Source organism: Arthrobacter sp. StoSoilB20, assembly GCF_019977295.1.
Classification (GTDB): domain Bacteria; phylum Actinomycetota; class Actinomycetes; order Actinomycetales; family Micrococcaceae; genus Arthrobacter; species Arthrobacter nicotinovorans_A.
In genome coordinates, this window is sequence record NZ_AP024651.1 from 852332 (window position 1) to 878431 (window position 26100).

The following is a 26100-nucleotide window of genomic DNA, read 5'->3' on the forward strand; positions in this document are numbered from 1 at the left end:
TCCGTACTCTCCAAAGCTATCGATCTGATTCCCGAGGCCATCCTGTGGTCCCCTGCAAAGCTAGCTCCCGGGGCTCAAGGACTGGATGAGCGACATCTGCCCGCCGACGCCAAGGTAGCCTCGACCGGCGGTCAGCGCCACGGGTGCCTTCCGTGGAAGGGTGGCGCCCAGCAGTTCGCCGTCGTAGTTGACGTCGGGCTGGAGCACCACGCCCAAGCGCGATTTGCGGATGGACTTGGTCCAGTGGCTGTACAGCCCACGCAGGTCAGCAGCCCGTCCCGAGGCAACGATGCAGAGCCCCGGAGGCCCTGAAGCGATAATCCCCGCAATGGACTGATCGGCATCCTCGAAGCGTTCGGAGTCGTCGACCAGCAGGAACACCGTACCCCTCTCGATCCGCAGGGAAGCCAGCAACGCAGGCACTTCGTCCGCGCCTACGGCTACCCGGTCCAGATCAGCGGTGGCCAACGGGGATCGGCGGTCGCAAATGCCCCAGACCTGGGCCGGTCCCCGGGAAGTGGCTACGCCACGGACAGCCTCGGCCAAAGCAAGAAGCACGGTGGACTTCCCGGAACGGGCCGGGCCGGCAATGAGGGCATGCTCGCCCTCATAAATTTCCAGGAAGGCCGGTGAGAGGTCCGTTTCGCGGATGCCCACAGGGATGTGCCACGGTTCGGTCTCCAGTTGCGGTTTCACGCCCAGATCCGCCATGGTGACGTTGGTGGGCAGGCTCCGGATTGCCGTGGTCTTGGCGGGCGAACCTGCCCAGTTTTGCCGGACACGGTCCACCGCGGCCTCCATCCCGATTGCGGGAGTAGCAACGTGCATCTGCAGGGAGGTCCGCGGATCCACGCAGCGTCCCGGGAGGGCAGCCGGGACGTGTTTCGCCCGCACCCCGAGCGACGAGTAGTCATAGGTATCGGCAAGCCGGAAGAGCCACTTCTGCAGTGTCACTTCGTTCATCACAGAAGGAACTGCTTTGGCCCGGGTGGTGGTCACGGCGAAGGAGAGCCCCAGCGCTGGTCCGTCGGCATAGGCCCGGTACAACAGGCCCAGGAGTTGCTGTCCTTCGAAGTCCTGGAATTCATCGCGCAGGGAGGCCAGGCCGTCAAGCAGGACCACAGTGCGCCGATGCGTACCCGGTGCTGCCCTGCGACTTTCCAACTCTGTGTTCAGGTGCCGCAGGAACCGTGCCTGTTGCTCCTTCGCGCCGGCACCGGTCCCCACATAGGCCATTGTGTGCGGCAGGCGTTTAAGCATCTCAAGATCACCGGAACCCATGTCCAGGACCATGAGGTCCAAATCGGCCGGATCTGCGTCCTTCGCAAGGGTCAACGCGATGGTCGCCAAGGTGGTGCTCGTACCTGAGCCCGCCACGCCCATGAGCATCAGGTTGCCCACGGACAAGTCCCAGCCGGCGGGCGACTGGCGCTGCAGCTCAGGTTCGTCCAGCAAGGTCACCAGAACGGTGGACCCCTGCACGCTGCCGACTGTTGGATGGCTGGCTGTCACGGCGCCCTCCGGAGACTCATCCGTCAGGAATCCCTCCAGTTCCACCCGCTCGCCCAACGCTTCCGGCCAGACCTGCCTCGGAGGGGCGTATCCGGCTTCAACATTGGCATCAACCACGGCGTCGATGAGCAGGTCGAGGTCGTTCTCGTCCATAGCAGCGGACCGGGCTACCGCAGGCGCGGGGGCCGGGACACCGAATTGCCGGATGTCGCGGACATCGACGGCGGGACCGCCGTCGAGCTGTGCCTGTCCGGTGACCAGCGCGGTCTGGACGGGCGTGATGTCGTCCTGGCCGAGTTTCACGAAGGCACGGCCCATTTGGGCCCTGCCGATGGCCGAGGCAGCGGGAACGCCAATCACATTGTTGGAGTCATCGCGGCTCTGGACGCGCAACGCTACCCGAAGGTTGGTATTGGCGAGGATGTCATCACTGACCACACCGGCCGGGCGCTGCGTAGCCAGGATCATGTGCACCCCCAAGGTGCGTCCGACGGCGCCGATGCTGACCAAGGCGGTCAGGACGTCCGGGAAATCCTTGGCCAGCATGGCGAACTCATCCACCACCAGCAGCAGGCGTGGCATCGGCTCGGCCGGGTTGGTGGCCAGGTAGGCGTTGAGGTTGTCGATGCCCTCGCCTGCCTCCGCGAAAACCCGTTGGCGGCGCTCCATCTCTGCTTCAAGTGCGATCAGGGCCCGGTCGGCCAGCTGTTCGTCCAGGTTGGAGATGGTTCCGATAGTGTGCGGCAGACGCTCGCAGGCCTTGAAAGCGGCCCCGCCCTTGAAGTCCACCAAAATGAAGTTCAACCGGGTGGGATCGTTGCGGGCCGCGAGTCCGGCCACCAGGGACCGTAGGAACTCGGACTTTCCAGAGCCGGTGGTACCGCCCACCAAGCCGTGTGGACCGTCTTTGACCAGGTCCAGGGTGAGTGGCCCGTTTTCGCCGGTACCAATGGGGGTGGAAATCCCGGTGGGGGCCCGCCACAGCCTGCGAATGGTCGCGGCGTCGGGGCGCTCATAGCCAAGAAGGCCCGGCATCCGCACCAAAGCGGGCAGGGATGCCCCTGGAACGCTGAGTTCAGGATCGTCGAAGTGTGCCAGTCGCGTGGCGCAGCGCAGGGCTTCCTCCTGGTCGAGGCCTGCCAGAATCACATCCTCCACGCGAGTGAGGTCCTCAGGCTGCTCAACGGTCGCGGCAGCATCTGTGCCAACCCTGATGATGGTGGTGCAGGAGGCTGGCAACTGCTCCTCGGACGTCGCTATGACGATGCCCGCCACACGGGGTGGGCGTTGCTGGGGGTTGACGTTGCTGCCGGGCAGGGAACGTCCCATGCCGAGCAAGGCCCGTGCCGGGGCATCCCTGCCCTCTGTTAGTACGTCGGAATCGAGGACCACCATCAGTGCAGGAGTGGGCAATTCTTCCACTGAGTCCTTCAGCATGCGCAGCATGGCCAGGCTGGTCTCACGGTGCGCGGACATCCAGCGTTCACCCGTGCTGCTGCCGGTTTGGCGCGTGTGGGGGAGCCACGAGGCCCATTCCCATTCGTCGGCCCGTCCGGCGTCGCAGAAAACGCCGATTGTCAGATCTGCCGGACCAACATGCACGGCGGCTTGGGCCACCAGGGAACGGGCCAATGCGAGGGCGCCTTCCCGCGAGCCAACGATGCCCACTACTCCGGCGTCGGTCAGGTCCACCAGTACGGGTGCCGCCAGGAGACGGGCTGCCGTGAGGGTTTCCTTGACCTTTTCGTCTGGGCGCGAGCCCGCAGCACGGTCCACCTCCGGCTTCCACGGCACATCGCCGGTGCCCGCATGCAGGGCCAGGAAGTCGTCCGATTCCGCACGCCGCTGCCACAGTGACGTTGCCGGAAGCGCAGGCCGGCGAACTACTGTGGCGGGATCGGGGACCATCCTGTGCCGGCGGGCGGTTTCCACCTCGGCGGCAGTGCGGATCTGTTTCTCAAACTCCTTGAGCGCTCCGTCGAAGCGCTCGGCCTCTTCCTTCAAGCCACGGGCATGGCGGCGCTTTTGCTCGAACCACATGCCCACGGCCATCACCGGACTGAGCATGGCGAACATGGCGAACCGCATGTCACGGAGGATCATCACCATCGCAACCGCCATGACCAGCGGAGCCAGCACCGTGATGTAGCTGAACTTGTTGGCCGGGGGGACGTCCTTGCGGCTCGGCGGGACCAAAGGATCCCCGGCCGGTGCACGCCCTGGACGCGGTGGCCTGTTAAAGGGAGCAGTGGCTGCTGGCGTCAGGTTGTGCAGGCTGCCTGGCGCGGGAGCCGGGGTCTCGTCCAAGGCAGGGCGGAGGAGAAGGACCGTGCCGCCTGCCGTGATGGTGGCCGTTTGAGTGACCAGGACCCCGTCCTCGCCCACAGGTTCCCCGTTGACCAAAGTGCCATTGGTGGACCCGCCATCCACCACGCGGAGCCCCTCCTCTTCACGGCGAAGACGGAAGTGGTCCCATGAGGCACTTTCAGTGGGGAGGCTGAGATCGGCGTGGGGTGACCTGCCGATGAGCATGTCGCGGCCTTGCGGAACGTCCGCCACGCCCCCAGTACGCTGACCGCCGGCCAGTGTGAGGCTCCAATCACTCACGCGGTGCGGCATTGCCCACGGTGCACGTGAGATGCGGCTGCCTTCCAGCAGAATCAGCTCGGACAGCGGTGTGGCCCCACGAACCTCTGTTTCATTGACGAACACAGGTTCCTCAGGGCCAACACGGGGTCCTCCGGCGGCTTCCACTAAGTCGGACAACGTGATGGCGGGCGCAGCGTGGGCAACCTCGCACTCGAAACGACGATCGTCCAGGTCGATCAGCACACGCACCGGGCGCTCCTCCTGTAGTGGAACTGTTCCCCTCAGGCGTGGGGACAGAAAGGGTTGTTAGGGGCTGGCAGGCGCCGGAACCCAGACGAGCCGTGGAGCGTTTTCGTCTGCCGGACGAAGACCGAGGTCCTGTGGGGACGCGAAGACGGGGATTGCATCAGCGGTCAGTGCCTGGGATTGCGAGAAGTCCAGTGTGGGTCCGGCGAGGCCTTCTCCAGGGCCGAGGGACAAGGTGCGCAGCGACGCTGCGACCTTTGACGGTTCTTTGCTCCCGGCCAATGCAGCTGCCCGAACCAAGGCCACCACGGCATCATGGCTTCGGGCGTCCGCGGCCCACGCATCCGCGGAGAAGGGGGTATCGACCGTCAGGTTCTTGACCTCCGGATTCCCTCCAGCCAATCTGATGCCGGAGAGGAACGCGGACATTCCCCGCCCTTGGGCATCCTGCTGGAGTGCGATTGCATCTCCGGTGGCCGGGGCAACGCTGACGAGTTGTCCTGAAGCGGTGCCGTCCAGCTCCGCGAGCGAGGATGCGAACGCGGGGGTGATGGCGCCGTCGGGAAGTACCAGCGGAACTGACACATCGCGGGACTGGAGGGCTTGGACCAGGCGGGCGAGGCGCTGCGGCGTTGCCGCCGACACCACAACAGCGTCAGCCGGGTTGGCTATCCGTATGCCTTCAGCATCTGCCGGCGCGTCCTTGGCCGGAGGACGGAGCTGGTCGCCTGTACGGATGGCTGCTTCCTGGGCAAGGTCGGCTACCTCAGTGAAACCCTCGAGCGCCAGGGTGTCAGCCACCGTCACGGACGCCGGGGCCTGACCTCCGTCGCTGACCAACAGCACCCGGCTCTTGCCGGCAAGTGCGGTACTCAGGGCGGCCTGTACTGACGCTGCCGTGGGTCCGGTGGTCCACGTGGTCTGAGCGGGTTCGGAGGCTTCGGCGTAGGGCAGAATGACCGGGAGGTTGCGCTCCTCGGCCGCCTTCGCTGCGGCAAGGGCCTGAGGCCCGGTGCTTGCAACAACGACTCCGGACACACCCTGCTCAGCAAGGGCGCCGACAGCTGCACGTGCGCCGTCTTCGGTGCCTTGGTCGTTCTGGGTGGGCAGGGTGACCTTTGCGCCGCTTTGGGCGAAGCGCTGCGCGGCCACCACGGCGCCCTGCGCTGCTCGGTTGTATTCGGTACCTGGCTCGCCGGACTGGCCGAACGTCATGACGACGCCGATCGAAAGGTCCGCTGGCAGGCCATCAGCCTTCAGTGCAACAGGAACGGTTGCGGCCACAGGATCGGGCCGGGGAGCTTCCGTAGGACGGTTCAGCGTCATCACCAGGACTGCCGCTGCAGCAATGACGACGGCGGCTCCCGCAGCAATCAGGGCGATGAGACGTGCGCGGGGGCTCATGCTGCACCGCCGATCTTCAGTGTGTAAAGCGTCTGAGACGTAGCGCCGGCCGGCACTTCGAGTTGGAACGGCGGCATTTCATCCACCGCGGTGAGCGAGGCCTTGAACTGGGCCTGACGCAGCAGGAGTCCTGCCACGTCCCGGGAACGGATGTTTGCGTAGCCTTCGGCGTTCTGCGAGGCAAGGGCCAACTGGAAGTCCGCGGTGTCCGCTTTTGCCGCGCTGGTGGCCATCGAGCCGAGCAGGCCTGAACCGTTCACCGCCCTGTCCCCGAGGTCCAGCATCACCTTGTTGAGGCTGGACGCGAGAAGCGCGCTGGCACCTTCGACGTCGCGGGTGGAGCCCGACGTGCTGGCTGCGATGTTGTCCAAGGAAGCTTGGGTGCTCTTGGATAGGGCAGCAGTCAGGTCACCGCTCTGCCCCAGGAGCTCGTCACGCTGCTTGTTGACCGTTCCCTCGGCGTCTTTCACAACGTCGTCCGAGGTGGATTTCAGCCCGGAAATGGACCGGTTGAACGCTGACGTCACGGCTTCGGAACTGGCATCGCCGATGTCGGCAACCTGCCGCACTTGTTCGTCCACGGTTTTGTAGACCTCGGCGGCAGTTTCGGCCGAAACGTCGCGGAGTGATTCCTTGATCTTGTCGCCGAGCATGTCCTGCTGCTCTTTCAATTTCGCAAGTGCTGTGGTCACCGTGCCGGAAGATTCAATCGCGTCAGCGAGGGCAGCGTCGAGCGCCTCGAGTCCCTTTTTGGTTCCGTTCACGTTTCCTGTTGCGGCGCCGTCGAGCGTCTTGACGGCGGTCTTGATCGCCTCCAGTTTGGTGTCGGTGGCGTCGAACGTAGCCTCCAAGGCCGTGAAGGCCTGGCCAATTGCCTGGTCGGCGGCGGTGGTGTCAGTCGCTGCGAGCACTTCGTCCCAGGCAGCTGACTGAGCTTCGAGTCGGACGTCCAGGGGCTCCTTGAAGCCCGGCGGCGGATTCAGCGCAGGTGAGGGGTTGCCGTCTTCATCAGTCGGTTCGCACGGCACTGACGTCAGGTAGGAGCGCAACCTGTCAACGTCCTTGGCGGACAGTTTGCCCTTGCCAGGGATGAGTCCGTCGTCGGACAGCTTGCAGAGTTCGTCGGCCAGTTTCTGGTTTTGCTGCAGCATGGAGCCGTTCAGCCAGGTTCCCTGACCGAGTTCGCCTTTTGCTGCCTTGGCATTGGCAGCGATAGCGATGAGTTTCTGCCGGAGGGTGTCAACACTGTTCTGCGCCGCGGTGGCTGCTTTTCGGGTTGCGGTTGCAGAGTCCTCGGCTGACTTGATGGCTGCATCCAGCGCTGCGAGTGCCTTGCTGTAGTCCTCCGAAGTTCCGGAGCCGTCAAGCATCGCACCGAGGTTCGTGCGCACCTTTTCAAGTGCGACGGCGGACGTCGCCTGGTCTTTAATGGCACCTTCCACGACCTGCGGCTGAAGGCCGGAGACGAGTTTGTCGCCTTCTTGGACCAGGCCCAGAAGTGCTCCGGTGACAGTGACGGCGGAACCGTAGAGGGAGCAGGTCATTGAACCCTGTTCAGCACACTCTGCAGGGGTAGGGTTCTCGGGTCCCATCGTCGCTTTGAGGGCGCCGGCCACGGTGTCACGGCAACCAGCGCTGACCTGTGCATAGGCATCCAGCTGCGAGGACATGGTGAGAACGCTGGAATAGACGGTGGATGCGGGCGCGGCCTTTGCCACCTCAGCGGTGCAGCCGTCGCCTGTAATGGGGGTGACCGGCGGTGTGGCGGAAGTGTCGCCCAGCATTGCATCCACCGCGGAGACCGTCAGTTTCAGCTGCGACATGGTGGTGGACTGGGTGGCCGTGGTTGAAGACTCCAGGTCGGAGCCCAGAACCTGCAGTTGCTGCTTCAGGTCCGACATCGTCGCGGCAAGGGCCTTGGAGTTGTCCCGCAGTTCACCGGCTGTCTTTGCGCCAAGGGTCTGCGAGGTTGCCTGGAGGTTCCGGCGGACATCGGTGATGGTGGATCCGGCTTTCGCCAGGACGGTGTTGACATCAGAGACCAGCGAAATGGTGCGGCGCTGCAATTCCATCTCCGAGCCTGTTCCGGACGAGAAGGCGCTGGCAAGAACACCGTTGGCACTGAGGTCTGTATTGAGGCCCGGCTGGACGGCGACATCGAATTCGGGGACCTGGAAGTCTTTCACGTCGGCGGCGAGACGCAGCGTGGTGCTGGCGCCGGAACGCGGGGGAGCCAGGACGGTGGCCCACTGGACTACGGTGGCACCGTCTTCAGTACTGCTCAGGACTCCGTTGGTACCCGTGGTGCCGTCGCCCGAGCCGGGTGTTACGTCGTCCGCCCGGATGCCGGGGAGCTTGGTAGACGCGGCGATTGTCAGCGGGGCACCGACCAAAGCCGTGTCAGAACGGGCCTGGCCGGCGGCATCGTACTGGATGGTCTGTGGTTTGACCGTGAGGTTCTCAAGCGTCAGGTTGATCTCCACCGGGCCGGTATGGCCTTTCAAGTCGGCGAGGTCGGAACCCGATTTCTCGCCGGCGCGGTACTGCAGGCTCACGCGCACCGGGAGTTCGCCCACAACCTGGGCGGTGTCATATGTGGTGTTTTCCGCCGAGGAGTCACCCGCAGCGGACACCGAGATGGTGGTGCCCTCGATCTTCTGCACGCCGGCGGCCGGGGACAGGCCCACGCGGACGCTCTGCAAGAGTTTGACCGGGTTGGACACCGGCTCCGGCTCAGGTGGCTGGGTGCACGACGTGGTCGCGATCAGTCCCAGCGCTATCAGGGCGATGCCCAGAGCACGGACCGGGGGGATACGACGCCCCGGTTTGTACTGGTTAAAACTAGCCTGCCTGGGCATGGATCGTCCCCCTCTTTCCGTTCACGGTGCCTTGAGTATCATAAGGTTGCGCTCCCGAATGGACTAATCCATCTGCTAAGTATCACCGCAGGTGGCAGGCAGGTTCATGTTTTTCCACAAGCGTTTCTCTGTTTGTTGGATTTATTGGTTGGTGTTGGTAGTTTGGGTGCGTCTGGTTGCCTGGGCTGGTTTGGCTTGGGTGTTGCGATTGTTCTTATTGGGAGGAAAGTTCTATGTCGCGTGTGTTGTCTACTGAGCAGGCCAAGGCTGCTATTGGTCAGGTGCAGTCGATTATTACTGGTGGGTTTACGGATCAGATTTCGGCGTTGGATGCCCAGGGTCGTGTGTTGTCGGATCCGAATGTGTGGGATGGTCCGTTGGCTGCTGAGTTCCGTGGTTCGACGTGGCCGGAGACGAAGGCTGCGTTGGATAAGGCCAAGGAAGAGCTGGAGCAGTTGCGGGGTCAGTTGCAGAAGATTTCGCAGGATATTTTCTCTGCTGGTGGCGGGGCCTGATTCTTTTTTGGTGTGAGTGTGGGGGCCGGGTGATCGTGCTGCGTTGATGCGTGGTGTGGTTGCCCGGCCGTTGCACTGTGGTGCCGGTGGCTGTGGTGTGGGGTCGTGCCGTGTGGTTGTGGTGCGGGGTCGTGCCGTGTGGGTTGTGGTGCGGGTTTTTGTGGGTTGTTGGGTTTTGTTCGCGTTCTTGTTCTGTGGGGGGCTGTGGTTGTGACCGAGTTCGTTGAGATGCCGTTGTTGCCGGATTCCGATGGTGCCCATGGTGGCCGGTTTGTGTATGGGGTTGCTGAGTCGTTGAAGGGTGCTTTTGAGTCCGCAGCGTCGCGGGTTGATGAGCATTCGGGGTCGCGGACGCCGTTGGTGACCGGGGCGGGGGAGGATTTCCGGGGGCATTTTTCGGAGGTGTTCGCGGCGAACGCGGTGACGGCGTCCCGGGACGCGGAGTCCTTGGCCGCGGCGTTGCGGAAAGTCGCGGAGTATGTGGGCACCATGATCGAGCGTGCGCGGGAAGAGGATGACCGGCGTCGGGAGAACAACGAGTGGGTGCGGCGGCATAACAACCGCAACTGGCTTGAGCAGTTTGGTGACAGCCTTTGGGGTGAGGAAGCGCGTCCGAATATGGAGCCCGGGAACGCGCCGTCGTTCCCGTCCGAAGCCCCGGCGTCGGGGTCGCGGGAGACCCCTGGCCCGGGTGGCGGGTACGGGGGCGGGGTCTCCTCGGCCCGTCCGGAGTCGTTGCGGACTTTCGCTGCGGGTTCCCGTGGCCTGGATGAGGGGATTGCGTCGGTGCCGGGGTCCTTGGAGGGGGAGTTGTCTTCGTTCGCGGACCGGTGCGGGTGGGGCCGGATCGACGCTGCTGGTGTGGTGAGCGCGTTCCGGCAGTATTTGCAGGCCAATGAGGCGGATGCGGCGTGGGCTGTGGTGGTCGCGGACGCGTTTGCTGCTGCCGGGGGTGAGGGTGCGGTCTCGACCCTGTCGGATGCGGCGGTGAACGAGGCGTTGGCCGCGGCGGGGGTTTCGGGGACCCGGACGGGGTTGGTCATTGACCCGCCCACGGCGGCCGGGGCGGTGCCCTCGTCCGGGTATGCCAATGATCCGGTGAACACGGCCACGGGGAATTTTATTGAACCGGAAACGGATCTGGGGTTCGCCGGGGCGGCCGCGGACCTGGCGGTCACAAGGATGTATAACTCTCTCGGTTCGGGCCTGGGCACTGTTGGGGTGTTTGGTCCGGGGTGGGCGTCGGTGCTGGACCAGCACCTGGCCTTGACTGATGAGGGGTGCCGGTGGGTGATGGCCGACGGCCGGGCGGTGGACTTCCCGCGTGAGGGTGCGGGTTGGGCCCGCGCCGTCGGGGAGAACTACTGGCTCACCCGCCACCCGGTCGAGGAACCGTGGTTGGCGGAGCTGACCTCGGTCCCCGAAGGTGTTACCGAGGTGTTGGTTGTGACTGATAACCAGGGCGGTTGGTGGGCTTACACCACTGCCGGGGTGTGGCTCGGGACCGGGGCAGGGCCCGGCCGGACCATCTCCGCCCACCGTGAAGCCGCGGCTGCATCTGTTGCGGAGACTGCGGTCGATGGTGGTGTGCCGGGTGTGGTGTGCCGGTTGGTGCATGTGCGGGGCCGGTTTGTGGAGATTGATTACGTTGATGGTGTGGTCGGGGTGGTCCGTTCCTCGGATGGGCGCCGGGTTGAGTACGGGTACGACGCCGAGGGCCGTTTGGTCACCGTGGGCACGGAGACCGGCACCCGTAGGTATGGGTGGAACGAGCAGGGCTTGATCGGGTCGGTGGTCTCGGCCGCGGGTGTGGTGGAGGCCGAAAACACGTATGACGAGGCCGGCCGGGTCATCATGCAGGTCACTCAGCATGGGCGGCGGACGCGGTTCGCTTATTTACCGGGCCGGGTCACGGTGGTCTCTGATGAGGACGGGTCCCGGTCGAATTCCTGGGTCGCTGATTCGAAGGGCCGCCTGGTGGGGGTGCTGGACGCGGAGGACCGGCGCCAGTCCATGTCTTATGACGGGCACTCGAATCTGGTGTCCTTGACCGAGCGTGACGGCGCGGTCACGGTCCATGGTTACGACACCCGGGGCCGGAAGATCCGGACCGTGACCCCGGAAGGCGCGGACCTGAGCTACGGCTGGGACGAGCAGGACCGTATCACCACCCTGGTGACCGCGTCCGGGTCCGTCGTGACCTATGAGTACGCCGATGAGCTGTCCCGGGACCCGTCCGTGGTGGTTGACCCGTTGGGTGGCCGGACCGAGCTGGTGTGGCGGGACGGGCTCCTGACCCAGGTCACGGACCCGGTTGGGGTCATGATTGGTTTTGAGTACGACGGGTTCGGGGACCTGACCGGAACGTCCAACGCCGCAGGTGACACCGCGAGGATTGTGCGGGACCGGGCGGGCCGTCCGGTGGCGGCGGTGAGCCCGTCGGGGGCTGAGACACGGTTCGGTTATGACGAGGCCGGGGTGTTGGTGCGTCGGGTGGACCCGGACGGGGCGGTGTGGGCGTTCGAGCACGACGCCGCGGGCCGGACCACCGCGGTGGTCGCCCCGGATGGGGGCCGGACGGTGTTCGAGTACGCCCCCAACGGGGAACTGTCCCGCACCACCGACCCGCTCGGCCGGGTCGTGGAGCGGGTGGTTGATGAGCTGGGTAACCTCACGGCTGCGGTGTTGCCGGACGGGGGCAGGTGGGGCTTCACCCACGACAACCTCTCCCGGCTGGTGGGTATCACGGACCCTGCCGGGCATGACTGGGTGCGGGAGTACGACACGGTCGGTGCCCTGACCGCCGTGATCGATCCGACCGGTGTCCGGACCGGGGCGGTCACCGACCGGACGGCCGGGACGGCGTCCCTGACGGACGCGTTCGCCGCGAATACTTATAGTTTTGATGAGTACGGCCGGCCCACGAAAATCGAATCTGTCGACGGGTCCGCGGAACTCATCACGTATGACGGTGCGGGCAACCCTGTCGAGTTGGTCGATGGTGAGGGCGGGTTGACGGTCCTGGGCCGTGACGCTGCGGGGAAGATTACCTCGATTACCTCACCGACGGGGGCGGTGACCCGGTTCGAGTACGACCACTGCGGCCGCCCGTGGAAGAGCATTGACCCGGTCGGGGCGGTCACGGAACTGTCCTACGACGTCGACCAGCGCCTCACCGCGAGGAGACTGCCCACCGGTGAGGTCGAAACGTTCGCTTACGACGCGTGTGGCCGGTTGACCGCGAAGCACACCCCCGGGGACGGGACGGCCCGGTACGGGTACGACAAGGTTGGGCGGCTGAGTTTTGCCCAGGATTCCTGGTACGGGACCCGCCGCTTCGAATACAACCTCGCCGGGGAACTGACCGGGACCATCAACGGGGTGGGTGGCAGGACCGGCTTCGAGTACGACACCCGCGGCCGGCTCACCCGCATCACCGACCCCAATGGTGGGGTCACCACCCGCACGTATACGGCCACGGACCAAGTCGATTCGGTGACGGACCCGCTCGGGAGGGTCACCACGGCGACCTACGACGCGGCAGGCCGGCAACTCTCCCAGACGGACCCGGACGGGCACGCCACCACCTGGGCCTACGACGCCGCGGGCCGGGAAGCGTCCACCTCGGTGGACGGTGCCCTGATCGCCGCCATTGAACGTGACCTGGCGGGCCGGCGGGTGGTCATCACCGACCATACCGGCGGGGCGGGGTATGCGGTGGAGCACGAACTGTGCTTTGACCGCCGCGGCCTCCTCACCCGCCGCTCCAACGGGACCGGGACCGGGAGTCAGGTGTTGGGGTGGGAGTATGACGGTGACGGGAACCGCACCGCCTTCACAGACCCCACCGGCACCACCACCCGTTACATCCGCGACGCCGCGGGCCGGGTCGTGAAGGTGTCGAACCCGTTGCTCGGGGATGCGGCCTTCACCCACGACGCTTCCGGGCGGATCACCACCGCCACCGCAGGGGACCTGGTGCAGGAGTGGGTGTATCGGGGAGGGAACCTCAGCGAGCACACCCGCACCACCACCGCCGACAACGGCACCAACCCTCCGGGTGCTGCTGATGTGACGTTGATCGGTCGTGAGGACGGCGGCCGGATTACCGGCTTGTCCAGGGGCGGGGTCGTGACCCGGTACGGGTACGATACTGCCGGGCAAATGGTCTCCGCCACCACCAGCGACAGCCACAACGTGTCGGCGTCGGGTTCGGTGGTGGGGTGGGAGTACGACGCCGGTGGGCGGCTGCTCCGCGAAACCACCCCCACTGGGGCCCGCACCTTCGCCTATGACGCCGCAGGGCAGTTACTTGCTGTCACGGACCCTGACGGTGCCCGGACTGAGTACGTGTATGACGGGCTGGGCCGCCGGGTCAGGGTGATCGGGGCCGACGGGTCCTGGACCGAATACGCCTGGGGCCCCACCGGCTACCTCACCGGCACCATCGAGAAGGATCGGGACGGGGCCGAACGAAACCGGCACCGGCTCCACGTCGACGCGCTCGGTGAACTCGCCACCGTGGACGGGGCGACCTTGTGGTGGGACACCGCAGCGCCCGTGCCGACCCTCGCCGGTGCCAACTCTACCCAGGTGGTGTCCCTGCCCGGCGGAGTCACCGGCATCGGCGACGCGTGGACCACACCCGGGTGGCGTGCCGCCCGACCGACCGATCAGCACGATCCCTGGGCCGTCCTCGGCACCCCCGCCACCCCACACCCGGGCAGCCCCGCAACAACCAGTACAGGGGTTGGTTCCGCTGCTGGGTTCGGTGGTGCGTTGCCCGCCGGTATCGGCCTGACCGCCGGTGGCGGGATCGACATCGCAGGGCTCGAATGGCTCGGCGCCAGGGCGTACGACCCGGCCACCCGGGGATTCCTCTCCACCGACCCCCTCGCCCCCGTCCTGGGCGCGGGCTGGGACGGGAACCCCTACTCCTACGCCGGAAACAACCCCCTCAACACCACCGACCCCACCGGCCTGAAACCCCTCACCGATGCCGACCTGAAAGCCTACGACGGGTCGTCCCGCGGCGCCATCGCCGCCACCGGAGACTGGCTCGGAGACAACTGGGAATACGTCGTCGGAGGGGCCGCTGTGGTCGGCGGGGCCGTGTTGATGTTCGTCCCCGGCGGACAACTCGCGGGCATGGGATTGATGAGCTTCGGCGCCGACGTCGTCATCCAAAAAGCAACCACCGGCCAAGTCAACTGGGGTAATGCCATCGGGAGCGGTGTTATGGGTGTGGCCGGCGGTGGCGTGGGAATGATGGTTACTAAGTCTGCTTCACTGGTTGTTGGAAGAGTGGTGGCGGGCCAAGCTGCGCGAAGTATGGCTTCAAATGTTGCGACTTCGACGTTGACTCGTGCCACAGGCAATGCCGCAGTCATTGCACGGAGGTTCGGCGCTAATTTGTTGAAAGACATGGTCGGCAGTGGTGCAGCAGGAGGTGTAGCCGGAACCGTAGATTATGTCCGGGAACGCGTTCAGAAGGGCGGTCCCTGGACAGCCCAAGGACTGTTGGGTAGCGCGGCTGGAGGTGCCTCCACGGGTGTCATCAGCGGGGCACTGAGTCCTGCGGCTGGGCACGCAGCTACAAAAGGACTTCAGGTTGTTTCATCTATGGGCATCAACACAGGCGCTGGATTTGCGGGTGAGATGGTGAAGAGCGGGGTGAATGGAGAAGCCTTTAACCCGGCAAAGGCTCTGCTTTCATCTAGCATGGCGGGTACCAGCGCCTCTACGGCGTCCGCCCTGCGAGGCCTTGCTCCGCAAGGGTATAGGGAACTTGTTGGAACAAGTACCTCTGCTCCCATCGACTACTTCACTAAGACTAATGTGAGTACTGAAGTATTGAATGGAGCAATTGGTTTGACCGCAAATGCTGTTGTTGACGAGTCGTGGAAGTGAACTAAATTAGTGTCCAAGAAAAAGGCGTATGTTCCAACTAAACGGGTAGCCCCCGAATGGTACTACTGGTTGGGGGTTCTATTTCCAGGTGCCCTGGTTCTAATTACGTGTATTAGAAGAGCGTCGGAGTTTGGGTTTTCCGTCTGGGTTGCAAACATTGTGGTTTTTGCGGTCGCCGTATTATGTGTGGGCGGGCTGACTTACTTGAAATCAAACTTTGTTTCTGCGGTTGCTTTTGGGGTTGTAATCATAGGAGGAAGCTTGGCTGTCGCCGGACTCTCCCATGTTGTGCCGGTCATCGTAGTCGCTTACGGTTCGTTATGGGCGGGTGCAGCAGCCGGTCTATTGATTGGTCTGACACTGACTGCAGGCGAACGTCGTTAGCATTGAGTTGGTGACTGTGATTTGTGTTGAATGCCCCCAGGTGCTTGAGCTGCCGTAAAGCGCAGCCTTCGCGGGGAGCTCTAATGGAAGAAAGTATTCGATTCTGGGCGCGTGAGGTTTCCATTTCTGGTCAGTGGTTTATTCGTTCTGTTCATTCATATTATCTTCTACGGGTGAGAATATTGCGGCGCGGAACGTTTGCGTTCGGAAGATGGTTGTTTGTTGGTTTCTATATATATTTCTGGGAAGGACATGAAGACAGATGGATATGAAGACTGTTGATCCTGCAGGCGGAGGCGTTGCGGAGGTTAAAGGTTCGGGTGAGCTGGCTGGTCCTCTCTATGGTGCGTCGTTTGGTAGGTCGGTGAAGCGGTTCTTTGCCAAGTATGCGAAGTTCTCTGGTCGCGCCTCGCGGAGTGAGTTCTGGTGGAGTCAGCTTTTCGTTTTCCTGGTGATGGTGGTCCCGTACCTCGTGATGACGGTCGGGTTCGTGGCCAGTACTGCCTGGGCTCAACAGAACCCTAATGTGCAATCCATGGGTTTCGATCCGGCCACCGGGCAAGAAGTGTTCTATGAGGCCGCTCCTGGTATCGTGAATGCCCCGACTGGAAGTCTCATGGTGGTAGGTTTCATTCTCGTCGTTATTCTGGGGCTGGCCATTTTGGTGCCGCAGCTGTCGTTGCTTTGGCGGCGTTTGCACGACGCAAATCTTGCGGGTCCGCTTGCGTTCGTTGGGCTTGTTCCCCTAGTCGGCGGACTGGCTGTTTTGATTCTGGCGCTTATGCCCTCCAAGGCGGAAGGTCGGCGCTTCGACCCCCGTTGACGGGCCCGAAGAATCACAAGAAGCGTACTGTCCCTTTCCCGCGATTCCTCAGCGACCAGCTGGCGGCTCGGTGTGAAGGGAAAGGCCGCAATGACCTGGTGTTCCCGGGCAAAGACGGTAACCATATGCGGCTGCCACGAGTGCACGAGGACAACATGAGCTGGTTGCTGGCGCTGTGAAGCGTTCCGGGATCCTCAGGATCGCTCCGCGCGATCTCCGGCACTCCGCTGTCGGCTTAGCCGTGTCGGCCGGCGCCAGCGTGAAGGCCGTCCAAAAAGTGCTTGGCCACAGCTCGGCCGCAATGACGTTGGACGTCTACGCGGATCCCTTTGACGGGGACTTGGACTCAGTTTCAGACGCTCTAGATCACGCTGTATCTCTGGCGGGTGTGCCCAAAATGTGCCCACCCGCCTGATTTGGGCAAAGAGAAAGGCCCTGCCTCCCTCATAAACAAAGGGAAGCAGGGCCTTTCTCATTGGCGGTGACGGTGGGATTTGAACCCACGTTGGCTTTTACACCAAACAACATTTCGAGTGTTGCACCTTCGGCCGCTCGGACACGTCACCAACTGAAATAGGCTACCCGAGATTGGCCCCGTTCCCCAAAACGAGCCCCTCTGGACCCTCCCCAAAAGGCAGGTGGCGTACCCTTCAATCCACGCCAACTTCCGTCCACAGCTCCGCACCGATAGATTCGTAAGCATCATGACGATTTCGCAGGAACACGAACGGAAACACGGGCACGAAGCCCACGCCTACTGGGTCACTGAGACGGGCGATGGTGAGCTGCGCCAGGAAGCCCTGCCGGAAAGGCAGGAAGGCGAAGCCCTCGTCAGGACCCTGTACTCAGGCGTCAGCCGGGGCACGGAGCGCGTGGTCCACGAGGGCCGGGTCCCGGAGCGCGTGGCTGACCTCATGCAGGCCCCGCACCAGGAGGGCGACTTCCCGGGCCCGGTGAAGTACGGCTACCTGAGTGTGGGGATGGTCGAGCAAGGACCGGAACAGTGGGTAGGAAAAACCGTCTTCAGCCTGCACCCCCATCAGGACTTCTACGTGATCCCCACCAGCCAGCTCACCGCAATCCCCGAGGACGTCCCTGCCCGCCGCGCGGTGCTCACGGGCATCGTTGAGGTCGCCATCAACGCACTCTGGGAAGCCGGACCGAGGCTGGGTGACCGGGTCGCCGTCGTCGGTGGTGGTTTGGTGGGCGGCGTCCTGGCGACGCTGCTGCGGAAGTATCCGCTGGGCCGCCTGCAGTTGGTGGATGCGGATCCGGAGAAGCGAAAGCTGGCGGAAACCATCAACATCGAATTCGCCGAACCAGAGGTTGCAAAAAGCGACAACGACATCGTCTTCCACTGTTCCGCTTCCAACGAGGGCCTCAAATTGAGCCTGCAACTGGCCGGCGATGACTCCGACGTCATCGAGCTTTCCTGGTTCGCCGATAAGGAAGTTACCCTGCCGCTCGGCGAGGACTTCCATGCCCGCCGCCTGAACATCCGTTCCAGCCAGGTGGGTGCAGTGGCCCTCCCGCGACGGCACAGGCGCACCAACGCCCAACGACTCGAGCAAGCGGCAAGAGAACTGAAAGACCCGCTGTTCGACACATTCCTGACCAGCGAATGCCAGTTCCGGAACCTGCCCACCACACTCGTTAAATTGTTCGAACGGCCCGGCGGTTTCTGCCACGTGGTCGCCTACCCCACCCCGGAGGATTAGTACATGTTCAGCCTGACCGTCCGACGCCACTTCATGATCGCCCACAGCCTTCCCCGCGAAGCGTTCGGCCCGGCCCAGGGCCTCCATGGTGCAACGTTTGTGGCCGAAGTCAGTTTCCGTCGCCCGGATCTCAATGACGACGCAATCGTTCTGGACATTGGCGCAGCGGGCGGAATCCTTGAGGAAATCCTGGAGGACCTTAACTACAAGAACCTCGACGAGCACCCGGCATTCAAGGGCAAGCTCTCCACCACCGAGGCACTGGCCAAGCACATCGCCGACGCCATGGCCACCCGGATCCAGGACACAGATGATGGCCCGGCACTCAGCGGCATCGACGTCGTCCTCCGTGAAAACCCCGACGCCTGGGCCGGTTACTCGCTGGAGCTCCCGGTCAAGTAGGTGCGCATCCGCTTCCTTGTCCCGGGGAACGTCAGGCACGGCTCCGGCGGAAACAAGTACAACGCCAAGCTCGCCGAGCATCTGACCGTCCTGGGCGCTGACGTTGAGACCGTAAGGGTCGACGGCGACTGGCCGGTTGGGAGCCCGGCGGACAAGCAGCGATTCGCGGAAGCGCTCGACGGCGGCACAACGGTGATTGCCGACGGCTTGGTGGCGAGTGGGGCGCCGGAGGAGGTCGCCGGCGCCGTGGGCAAAGGAACCAAAGTCTGGATCCTGTCCCATATGGCGTTGGCGGACCATGGCGAGCTTGAAGCCAAGGCGCTGGCCGCCGCAACCGGAATCATCTGCCCCAGTTCCCACTCCGCCGCTGAGCTCGAGGCGAGGCACGGCCCGCAGACCATCGTCATCGCAACGCCGGGGGCCGACAAAGCAAACCCCGCCCAGGGATCGCAGCCGCCGCGCATCGTAGCCGTGGCCGCACTGCTGCCGAACAAGAGTCAGACACTCCTGGTCGAATCCCTCGCCAGCTTGCAGGACCTCGAGTGGGAGGCCGCCCTTATCGGCTCGGAGAACGCTGACCCGGCGTACGCCGCGGAGGTGCGGGCCGCCGTCGAGCATTACAGGCTTGAGGACCGCATCAGCATCACGGGCGAGTTGAGTGGCATCGCCCTCGATGAGGAGTGGCACAAGGCCGACCTCAGTGTTCTCATGTCGCAGTCCGAATCTTTTGGCATGGTGGTCACCGAATCGCTGGCCCACGGGGTTCCGGTTCTGGTACGACGGGGAACGGGCGCGGAGGAAGCGCTTGGCGATAGCGGGGCTGGCGCTGTCACCGACGCCAAAGTTCTCGCCGACAAGCTCCGCGCCTGGCTCACCAACCCCGCCCTGCAGAAGCGCTGGCGCAACAATGCCCTCCAAGCCCGCGAGCATCTACAAGGCTGGGACGCCACTGCCGCGACTGTCCTCAGCGCGCTGGCGACTAAACCACAAAGTTTGCTGTAGCACTGGTCGAGCAGGCAGAGGGATCGAACGGCGGATCCCACTCCAACTTGGCGGTCGTCTTCGCAAGGGGCGTGGTGGAGCCCGTGAGGTAGACCGTTACTTCCATGGTTTTTGTTCCGGCGGCGATCCATAGGGGGTTGTCGGCCACAGCGGCGTGGCGCTTGGTGTCAGAGTCCGGCGTGTACACACATGCTTCCCGCCCCGGACAGTTGACGGTGTACTCCAAGGTTCCCCACGACGCGCCAAGCCGGGAAAAATCGATGCTCACGTCAGTGCGCCGAAGCATCGAATCGCATGCCTGTTGTCCGCATGCCGTCATAGTTCCTGCGACCACCACAGCAGCAAGACAAAAAGCTCCCCACGACTTTTCGAGCATGGGCCAGTCTAAGCTCAACCGTCGGCCGCGCGGGCAAAACGGTCAAAGTCAGCCCGAACCGTACGGCCGCGTGATCGCCTCAAGGAAATGCCCATCGGGGTTGCAGAAGTAGATTCCACGGCCGCCGTCGTTGTGGTTGATCTGGTTTGCTCGGGAACGGGCAGGGTCCGCCCAATAGGGAATGTGCTCCGCGGTGATTCGCAGGAAGATCTGGTCGAATTCCTCTTCGCTCACCAGAAAGGCGTAGTGCTGCGGGGCGATGGCACCGCTCGCCTCAAGGAAGTCCAACGTGACACCGTTGTCCTACGCCACCGTGACGAAGGACCACATGGGTTGCGGCTTCGGAAGGCCGAAGATACGGGCGAGGAACTCCGCGGAACGGTGCTTGTCCGTGGCGTAAACGATGGTGTGGTTGAAACTGACAGGCATGGCTTGCTCCCGAAATGTTCGGCTTCGTCAGGCGGGTGGGCGGTGCTCCGGTGGCGGCAGCCGGTGAGAGGCGAAGAACTCCCTGAGAAGCGCCGCGCATTCCTCTTCACGGACACCCGCATAGACCTCCACCCAGTGGTTGAGGCGGCGCTCACGGAGGATATCGAACACCGAGCCCACCGCTCCTGCCTTCTCATCCCACGCGCCAAACACCACTCTGGGGATACGCGCCAGGACAATGGCACCGGCACACATGGCACACGGCTCAAGGGTCACCACCAGGGTGCAGTCCTCAAGCCGCCAACCGTCACCCGAGCCGCCCATAGCCTGAGCGCGAAGTCGCAGCGAAGCAGCCGCCTGGCGGATGGCCACCACTTCCGCGTGGGCGGTCGGGTCCCCATGCGCCTCACGTTCGTTGCGTCCGGAACCCAGTACGCCGCCGTCGGGACCCAACACCACCGCGCCAATGGGTACGTCGTCCGTTTTCAGCGCCAACCGGGCCTCGTCCAGGGCAAGGCCCATCCAGGCCATTTGGTCTGCGTGATACGGCTCGGTGGCGCTCATGTCTCAATGATAGTTTTGGGGGATGCGCACACTCGTCGTGGACCACCCGCTGGTCGCCCACAAGCTCACCGTTCTGCGGGATAAGAACACCCCTTCACCGGTCTTCCGGCAACTCACTGAAGAACTCGTCACCCTCCTGGCCTACGAAGCCACCCGCGAGGTCAAGACGCAGCCAGTGGAGATCGAGACCCCTGTCACCAAGACCATCGGCACGGCGTTCACCAAGCCCACGCCGCTGGTGGTTCCCATCCTGCGCGCAGGCCTCGGCATGCTCGAGGGCATGACCAAGCTGGTCCCCACCGCTGAGGTGGGCTTCCTGGGCATGGCCCGCGACGAAGAAACCCTGGACATCATCACCTACGCCGAGCGCCTCCCCGAGGACCTCACCGGCCGCCAGATCTTTGTCCTGGACCCTATGCTCGCTACCGGCGGCACCCTGCGTGAGGCCATCAAGTTCCTCTTCAAGCGCGGCGCTTCGGACGTCACCTGCATCTGCCTGCTGGCCGCTCCCGAGGGCCTGGCCAAGCTGGAAGAGGAACTCTCGGACGCAAACGTCAACATTGTCCTCGCATCGATTGACGAGAAACTCAACGAGAAGTCATACATCGTGCCGGGCCTGGGCGACGCCGGAGACCGCCTCTACGGCGTGGCTGGCTAGTCTTCACAGGGAACGATTGACCCCTACCGGTTTCCCACCCAGCCCGTTAGCCTGTGGCGCATGGACTGGAAACTTGAACTGGTATTTGTCCCTGTCTCCGACGTCGATCGCGCGAAGGACTTCTACGTCAACAAGGTCGGTTTCAACGCCGATTTCGATGAGCGTCCCACGGACGGCATCCGCTTCGTGCAACTGACGCCGCCGGGTTCGGCGTGTTCCATCGCTATCGGCGAGGGCCTCACGGACGCCCCTCCGGGTTCGGCTCCCAACCTGCAAGTGGTGGTGGCGGACATCAACAAGGCCCACGAGCACCTCAAGGCCAACGGCGTGGACGTCAGCGACGTCGACGTCCAGGACTGGGGTCACTTTGTGTACTTTGCCGACCCGGACGGCAACCAGTGGGCGGTGCAGTACCTCCCACAGCGGCCCAATGGCTAAGTCACACTTCAGCACCACCCCATGAGCGTGCGGCAGGATGGAACCATGAGCCATCCTGCCGCACCCGTGCTGACTGTCCGTGCCGTCCTCTTCGACATGGACGGCACGCTGGTGGATTCCACGGCCGTCGTGGAGCAGGTGTGGCTCGAGTTCGCTGAGCGCTACGGCCTGGATTACAACGAAATCCTCCGCACATCCCACGGTGTCCAAGCAGGCGATACCGTGCGGCGCTACGCCCCGGCAGGGGCCGACTTCGCCGCTTTGACGGCCGAACTTGGCGAGATGGAACGTTCCCGGACGGACGGTGTCATTGCCCTTCCCGGTGCTGAAGCCCTGCTGACGGGCCTCCCGGATGATGCCATCGCCTTGGTCACCTCGGCAGATCAAATCCTTGCCGATATCCGCATGCAGGCAGCCGGACTCACCATGCCATCCACTGCTGTCACTGCGGAGTCCGTCAGCCGTGGCAAGCCGCATCCGGAGGGCTATCTGAAGGCGGCGGCACTCCTGGGAGCCGACCCGGCCGACGTCGTGGTTTTCGAAGACGCACCCGCCGGGATCGCTGCTGCGCGCGCGGCGGGGATGCGGACCGTGGTGGTGGGCAAAGCCGCTGCCGGTCACAATTCGGACCTGGAGCCTGGCATGTGGCAGATTCCGGACTACTCGGCCGTGACCGTCACCGCTGTCAAGGACGACGACGGCGGGCACGTCATCACGCTGACCCTCCAGTAGCGCAGCTGGTACCGCCGGGCGAAAGGCTGTTCCACGAGGGACCAAGCGGGCGTAGGCTGTGCGCATGTCTGCGATGCCGGAGGCGTACGGTGCTGCACTGGAGCGGGCCATGGTCCACGCCGGTGACTGGCTTGCGTCGGTCCCAACACGTCCAGTCCGCCCGTCCTCCGATGCCGATCAGGTGGCCAAGAGCATCCTGCCGCGCCTGCCGGATGAAGCGACAGATGCCGCCGAGGTAGTCGATGAGCTCGCCGCGCTGGCTGAGCCGGGCCTCATGGCAATCCAGTCCGGACGGTTCTTTGGGTGGGTCATGGGCGGAACCCTGCCTGCGGCCATGGCCGCGGATTGGCTTGTTTCGGCGTGGGACCAGAACACGGGGCTTCGGTTCGCCACCCCTGCCGCTGCCGCGATCGAGGAATCTGCAGCCGCCTGGCTGCTGGAACTCTTGGGACTGCCCGCCACCGCCGACGTCGGATTTACCACCGGCGCAACCACCGCCAACTTCGTGGGATTGGCGGCAGGACGTCAATACCTGATGGACGAGGCAGGCTGGGACTTGGAGGCTCTTGGGTTGACCGGCGCCCCGCGCATCACCACCTTTGCCGGCCGGGAGCGCCACGCTGCAGTGGATTTGGCGTTGCGGTACCTCGGCTTGGGGGCCTGCGTTCCGGTAGAGGCGGACCACCAAGGACGGATCCTTCCCGATGCCCTGGCTGAGGCCATGGACCAACAGCCCGGGCCTTCGCTGGTCTGCCTCCAAGCGGGAAACCTGCATTCCGGTGCGTTTGATCCCATGGAGGAAGCCATTGCGGTGGCCCATGATCGGGGAGCCTGGGTGCACGTGGATGGGGCGTTCGGTTTGTGGGCCGCTGTGAGCCCCACGTTGCGGGGTCGGCTGACGGGGGTGGAGGACGCGGACTCCTGGGCAACGGACGCCCACAAGACGTTGAACGTCCCCTATGACTGCGGCCTGGCGATTGTCTCCAGGCCAGAATCCCTAAGGCGTGCTTTCAGTGTCCACACCAGCTATCTCATAGCCACCGAAACCGGGCTGGGGGATCCGCTGGAGAAAGTCCCTGAGATGTCCCGCCGGGCCCGTGGCATTCCCGTATGGGCCGCACTCAGGCAACTGGGCCGCGATGGCGTGATCTCCATGGTTGAGCGCCTCGCGGCCAACGCCCGGGCATTGGCCGAAGGACTCGCCGCCATTCCGGGCGTCGAGGTGCTCAACGATGTGGTGTTCACGCAGGTCTCGGTGAGCTTCGGCAGCGACGACCGGACGCACCGGGTGACGCAGCGGCTCATGGCCGAGGGCGCGGTGTGGATGTCCGGATCCTCGTGGCGTGGCCGTGAAATCCTGCGTATTTCCGTGAGCAACTGGACCACCGACGCCGGAGATGTTGCCGCCTCCATTGCAGCAGTCAGGGGTGCTGTGGAGGTCGAGCCCGAAGTTTAGGCCTGGGGCTCGTGCGCCCTCGCTTTGTGCAGGTACCCCATCAGGCCGGCCAGGTCTTCGGCGCTCCAGGGCAGGTCTGCGCTGATCGTTTGGGCGTTCTCCTGCCAGGCTGCGCGGGCCGCGGTTTTTGTATCCTCGCCCGAATGGAACATCTCCCCGATGCGGTCCCAGGAATGCACCCACTCCTGCACTGCCGGATCCGAGATGGAAGTACCGGCCCGGACATGCTCCAGGCCTTCTTCCACCAGCGCGGTCCATTGACGTTTTGAGTCCTCGATCTTCTCTGCTCCCAGCTCCTGGCGTTTCTCCGCAAGCTGTCGACGCTGTTCCGGTGTGAAGTGTTTTTCGAACACGGTGATCATCTCCAAAGTTGACATGAATTGGGCAGCGGTGGGCATGGCTGGAGCGTCCAGTCGGTTGAACAGCTCACCCAGCCGGTCCTGAAGCGCCTGGACTTGTTGGGCGTGCTGTTGAACATGCCGTAATTGCCGGTCCAGCAGGACACGCATGGAACCGAGATCATCATCATCGTTCCCGGGTCCATCCAGCGCTGTCGTGATGGAAGCAAGCGGAATCCCGAGCATGTGAAGGGCCCTGATCCGGTACAGTCGTCGAAGATCGCCCTCCCCGTACCGTCGATGACCGGAAGGCGTCCGGCCGCTCGCGGTCAGCAGGCCGATCTCATCGTAGTGATGGAGTGTCCGCACGCTGACTCCGCAGGCTTTGGCGAGTTCGCCGATACTCCACTGTCCGCTCTCCGCTGTTCCCATGGGAATACGCTAAATCCTCACGTAACGTCAGGTGCAAGCCTTCTTCGGCCAGCCACATACCCGCCGATATGCCCGGCGAGTCCAGCGGCAGCCAGCACGGCTCCTTCAAGCCAGCGGTCCGCCGTCGTCATTACCGGCAGGATCGCAAGCGCAGCCGTACTCAGCAGCGTCGTCAGGAGAAGCATGACCGGTCCTTGGATGCGCAGGCGGGTAGTCGAGGCCATGAGGGCAAGGGCGATGAAGTTCGCCGGCAAAGGATCCACGACACTGCGGAGCAGCACGAAGAACAGGGCATAAAGCGACGTCCACGCCACCGCACCAAGCACACGCCCCGCAAGTCCGGTTCCGGGAGCCGTCCGGTCCCGTCCTAGCCGAAGCTCCCTGACCGGAAAACGTCCGGGGCGAAGGTCTCGGGTCAGCCGCGCCATGCCCCGCAGGTCGGCAAGCGCGGTTCGTACGACGTCGACACTTGAGTTGGGGTCATCGGTCCAGTCGACCGGGACTTCATGAATGCGTAAACCACAACGTTCGGCGATGACGAGGAGCTCGGTGTCAAAAAACCAGCCGTCGTCCTTGGTATGCGGGAGGAGAAGGTGCGCAACGTCCGCGCGGACGGCTTTGAAGCCGCACTGGGCATCGGAAATGCGTGTGCCCAGGACGGTGCGGAGCAGGGCGTTGTAGCTGCGGGAGGTGAATTCGCGGCCACCACTGCGGACCACGCGCGAGTCAGGTGCCAGGCGCGTGCCGACAGCCAGGTCGGAGTGGCCTGAAAGCAGCGGCGCAAGGAGGGGAGCCAAGGCGGACAAATCCGTGGACAGATCCGCTTCCATGTAGGCCAGCACGGGTGACGGTGAGGATTGCCAGAGGCGGCGGAGGGCGTTTCCGCGCCCTCTTTCCTGGAACCGGACCACCCGCAGTTCCGGAAGTTCCCGTGCCAGGCGTTCGGCGATCCTTAGGGTGCTGTCCGTGCTGGAGTTGTCAGCGACCGTGATCCGGAAAGTGTGCGGAAAAGTGCCGGAGAGATGGCCGTGAAGCGTGCGGAGGTTCTTCTCCAGGTGCGCTTCCTCATTGAACACGGGGACGGTGAGATCGAGAACGGGGACGCCGGCCCCGGTGTCCACGGGGGAGCGCCTGGGCAACTGCGGGTTCTCCGGCCTTACGTTCAAGAGTTCCGGCTGCGAAGCAGGCAACGCCCCGCCACCGAAGCGCGCGGAGTGGAACCGTCGTGGGGGAGCGCTGGTGGTTGGATTTGTGAGCGTCATATCTCCAGCATGGGCTCGCCAATTATGAGGGCTTTAGGCGGAAGCTGTGACG

The 26100-nt window shown here is 64.1% G+C and carries 21 protein-coding genes and 1 tRNA gene; 12 read left to right on the forward strand and 10 right to left on the reverse strand.

The genetic code is table 11. The annotated features are described in order from the left end of the window. Positions 1-60 precede the first annotated feature (60 nt). From LDN85_RS04025 to LDN85_RS04035, 3 genes are read right to left on the reverse strand one after another with little or no spacing between them, the layout of a single operon-like run. The gene (locus LDN85_RS04025) at positions 61-4350 is read right to left on the reverse strand and encodes an FtsK/SpoIIIE domain-containing protein (RefSeq protein WP_223944661.1); all 4290 of its coding nucleotides are present in this window, start codon (positions 4348-4350) and stop codon (positions 61-63) included. Between the two features lie 57 nt (positions 4351-4407). Further along, positions 4408-5751 (reverse strand): hypothetical protein, encoded by a 1344-nt coding sequence (locus tag LDN85_RS04030; protein WP_223944662.1) that lies wholly within the window; start codon positions 5749-5751, stop codon positions 4408-4410. After that, complete coding sequence (locus LDN85_RS04035) at positions 5748-8609, reverse strand: hypothetical protein (RefSeq protein ID WP_091552911.1); 2862 nt, start codon at positions 8607-8609, stop codon at positions 5748-5750. The genes LDN85_RS04030 and LDN85_RS04035 overlap by 4 nt, the downstream gene beginning before the upstream one ends. Positions 8610-8842: 233 nt before the next feature. Here LDN85_RS04035 and LDN85_RS04040 point away from each other — a divergent pair, with 233 nt between their 5' ends. The 5 genes from LDN85_RS04040 to LDN85_RS04060 all read left to right on the forward strand — a co-directional run bounded on the left by LDN85_RS04040 (position 8843) and on the right by LDN85_RS04060 (position 16656). Then, complete coding sequence (locus LDN85_RS04040; RefSeq protein ID WP_026547649.1) at positions 8843-9124, forward strand: hypothetical protein; 282 nt, start codon at positions 8843-8845, stop codon at positions 9122-9124. A 210-nt stretch (positions 9125-9334) separates the two neighbouring features. Continuing rightward, the gene (locus tag LDN85_RS04045; protein WP_223944663.1) at positions 9335-15034 is read left to right on the forward strand and encodes a DUF6531 domain-containing protein; all 5700 of its coding nucleotides are present in this window, start codon (positions 9335-9337) and stop codon (positions 15032-15034) included. 9 nt (positions 15035-15043) lie between these two features. Next, positions 15044-15418 (forward strand): hypothetical protein, encoded by a 375-nt coding sequence (locus tag LDN85_RS04050; protein WP_139183507.1) that lies wholly within the window; start codon positions 15044-15046, stop codon positions 15416-15418. A gap of 262 nt (positions 15419-15680) precedes the next feature. Continuing rightward, positions 15681-16241, forward strand: coding sequence for a DUF805 domain-containing protein (locus tag LDN85_RS04055; RefSeq protein WP_051420904.1), 561 nt, complete (start codon positions 15681-15683; stop codon positions 16239-16241). Positions 16242-16416: 175 nt separating this feature from the next. After that, entirely contained in the window at positions 16417-16656 is a 240-nt protein-coding gene (locus LDN85_RS04060; protein WP_026542244.1) for a tyrosine-type recombinase/integrase, read from the forward strand. 61 nt (positions 16657-16717) lie between these two features. On the opposite strand, the gene LDN85_RS04065 is transcribed toward LDN85_RS04060, so the two are convergent. Beyond that, positions 16718-16807: transfer RNA gene (locus LDN85_RS04065), tRNA-Ser, on the reverse strand. 138 nt (positions 16808-16945) lie between these two features. Here LDN85_RS04065 and LDN85_RS04070 point away from each other — a divergent pair. Genes LDN85_RS04070 through LDN85_RS04080 form a run of 3 tightly spaced genes read left to right on the forward strand, consistent with a single transcriptional unit; the run spans position 16946 to position 19363 of the window. After that, positions 16946-17959 (forward strand): zinc-binding alcohol dehydrogenase, encoded by a 1014-nt coding sequence (locus tag LDN85_RS04070; protein WP_223944664.1) that lies wholly within the window; start codon positions 16946-16948, stop codon positions 17957-17959. Between the two features lie 3 nt (positions 17960-17962). Further along, positions 17963-18361: a 6-carboxytetrahydropterin synthase gene (locus LDN85_RS04075; RefSeq protein ID WP_172325081.1), complete on the forward strand. Its 399-nt coding sequence runs from the start codon at positions 17963-17965 to the stop codon at positions 18359-18361. Then, positions 18362-19363 (forward strand): glycosyltransferase family 4 protein, encoded by a 1002-nt coding sequence (locus LDN85_RS04080; RefSeq protein ID WP_223944665.1) that lies wholly within the window; start codon positions 18362-18364, stop codon positions 19361-19363. It abuts the gene before it with no gap. Here LDN85_RS04080 and LDN85_RS04085 read toward each other — a convergent pair. From LDN85_RS04085 to LDN85_RS04095, 4 genes are all read right to left on the reverse strand, one after another. Further along, on the reverse strand, positions 19341-19631 hold the full coding sequence (locus LDN85_RS04085) for a hypothetical protein (protein WP_223944666.1): 291 nt from the start codon (positions 19629-19631) through the stop codon (positions 19341-19343). The two genes, LDN85_RS04080 and LDN85_RS04085, sit on opposite strands and share 23 nt — an antisense overlap. 156 nt (positions 19632-19787) lie before the next feature. Next, positions 19788-20027 (reverse strand): hypothetical protein, encoded by a 240-nt coding sequence (locus LDN85_RS04090; RefSeq protein WP_223944667.1) that lies wholly within the window; start codon positions 20025-20027, stop codon positions 19788-19790. A 15-nt stretch (positions 20028-20042) separates the two neighbouring features. After that, positions 20043-20168 carry a hypothetical protein gene (locus LDN85_RS21915; RefSeq protein WP_263422079.1) on the reverse strand — a complete coding sequence of 42 codons (126 nt, stop codon included), beginning with the start codon at positions 20166-20168 and terminating at the stop codon, positions 20043-20045. 27 nt (positions 20169-20195) lie between these two features. Further along, the gene (locus tag LDN85_RS04095; RefSeq protein ID WP_223944668.1) at positions 20196-20732 is read right to left on the reverse strand and encodes a nucleoside deaminase; all 537 of its coding nucleotides are present in this window, start codon (positions 20730-20732) and stop codon (positions 20196-20198) included. A gap of 22 nt (positions 20733-20754) precedes the next feature. Between LDN85_RS04095 and upp the strand changes: the two genes are divergently transcribed. From upp to LDN85_RS04115, 4 genes are all read left to right on the forward strand, one after another. Then, positions 20755-21390 carry a uracil phosphoribosyltransferase gene (gene upp, locus LDN85_RS04100; protein ID WP_026542238.1) on the forward strand — a complete coding sequence of 212 codons (636 nt, stop codon included), beginning with the start codon at positions 20755-20757 and terminating at the stop codon, positions 21388-21390. A 60-nt stretch (positions 21391-21450) separates the two neighbouring features. Continuing rightward, positions 21451-21828, forward strand: a complete 378-nt coding sequence (locus LDN85_RS04105; protein WP_026542237.1) for a glyoxalase superfamily protein — start codon at positions 21451-21453, stop codon at positions 21826-21828. A gap of 45 nt (positions 21829-21873) precedes the next feature. Next, complete coding sequence (locus LDN85_RS04110) at positions 21874-22560, forward strand: HAD-IA family hydrolase (RefSeq protein ID WP_223944669.1); 687 nt, start codon at positions 21874-21876, stop codon at positions 22558-22560. 64 nt (positions 22561-22624) lie between these two features. Continuing rightward, on the forward strand, positions 22625-24016 hold the full coding sequence (locus LDN85_RS04115; protein ID WP_223944670.1) for an aminotransferase class V-fold PLP-dependent enzyme: 1392 nt from the start codon (positions 22625-22627) through the stop codon (positions 24014-24016). On the opposite strand, the gene LDN85_RS04120 is transcribed toward LDN85_RS04115, so the two are convergent. Next, positions 24013-24786: a MerR family DNA-binding transcriptional regulator gene (locus tag LDN85_RS04120; protein WP_223944671.1), complete on the reverse strand. Its 774-nt coding sequence runs from the start codon at positions 24784-24786 to the stop codon at positions 24013-24015. The two genes, LDN85_RS04115 and LDN85_RS04120, sit on opposite strands and share 4 nt — an antisense overlap. A gap of 17 nt (positions 24787-24803) precedes the next feature. Continuing rightward, positions 24804-26048, reverse strand: coding sequence for a glycosyltransferase (locus LDN85_RS04125; RefSeq protein WP_223944672.1), 1245 nt, complete (start codon positions 26046-26048; stop codon positions 24804-24806). Between the last annotated feature and the right edge of the window lie 52 nt (positions 26049-26100).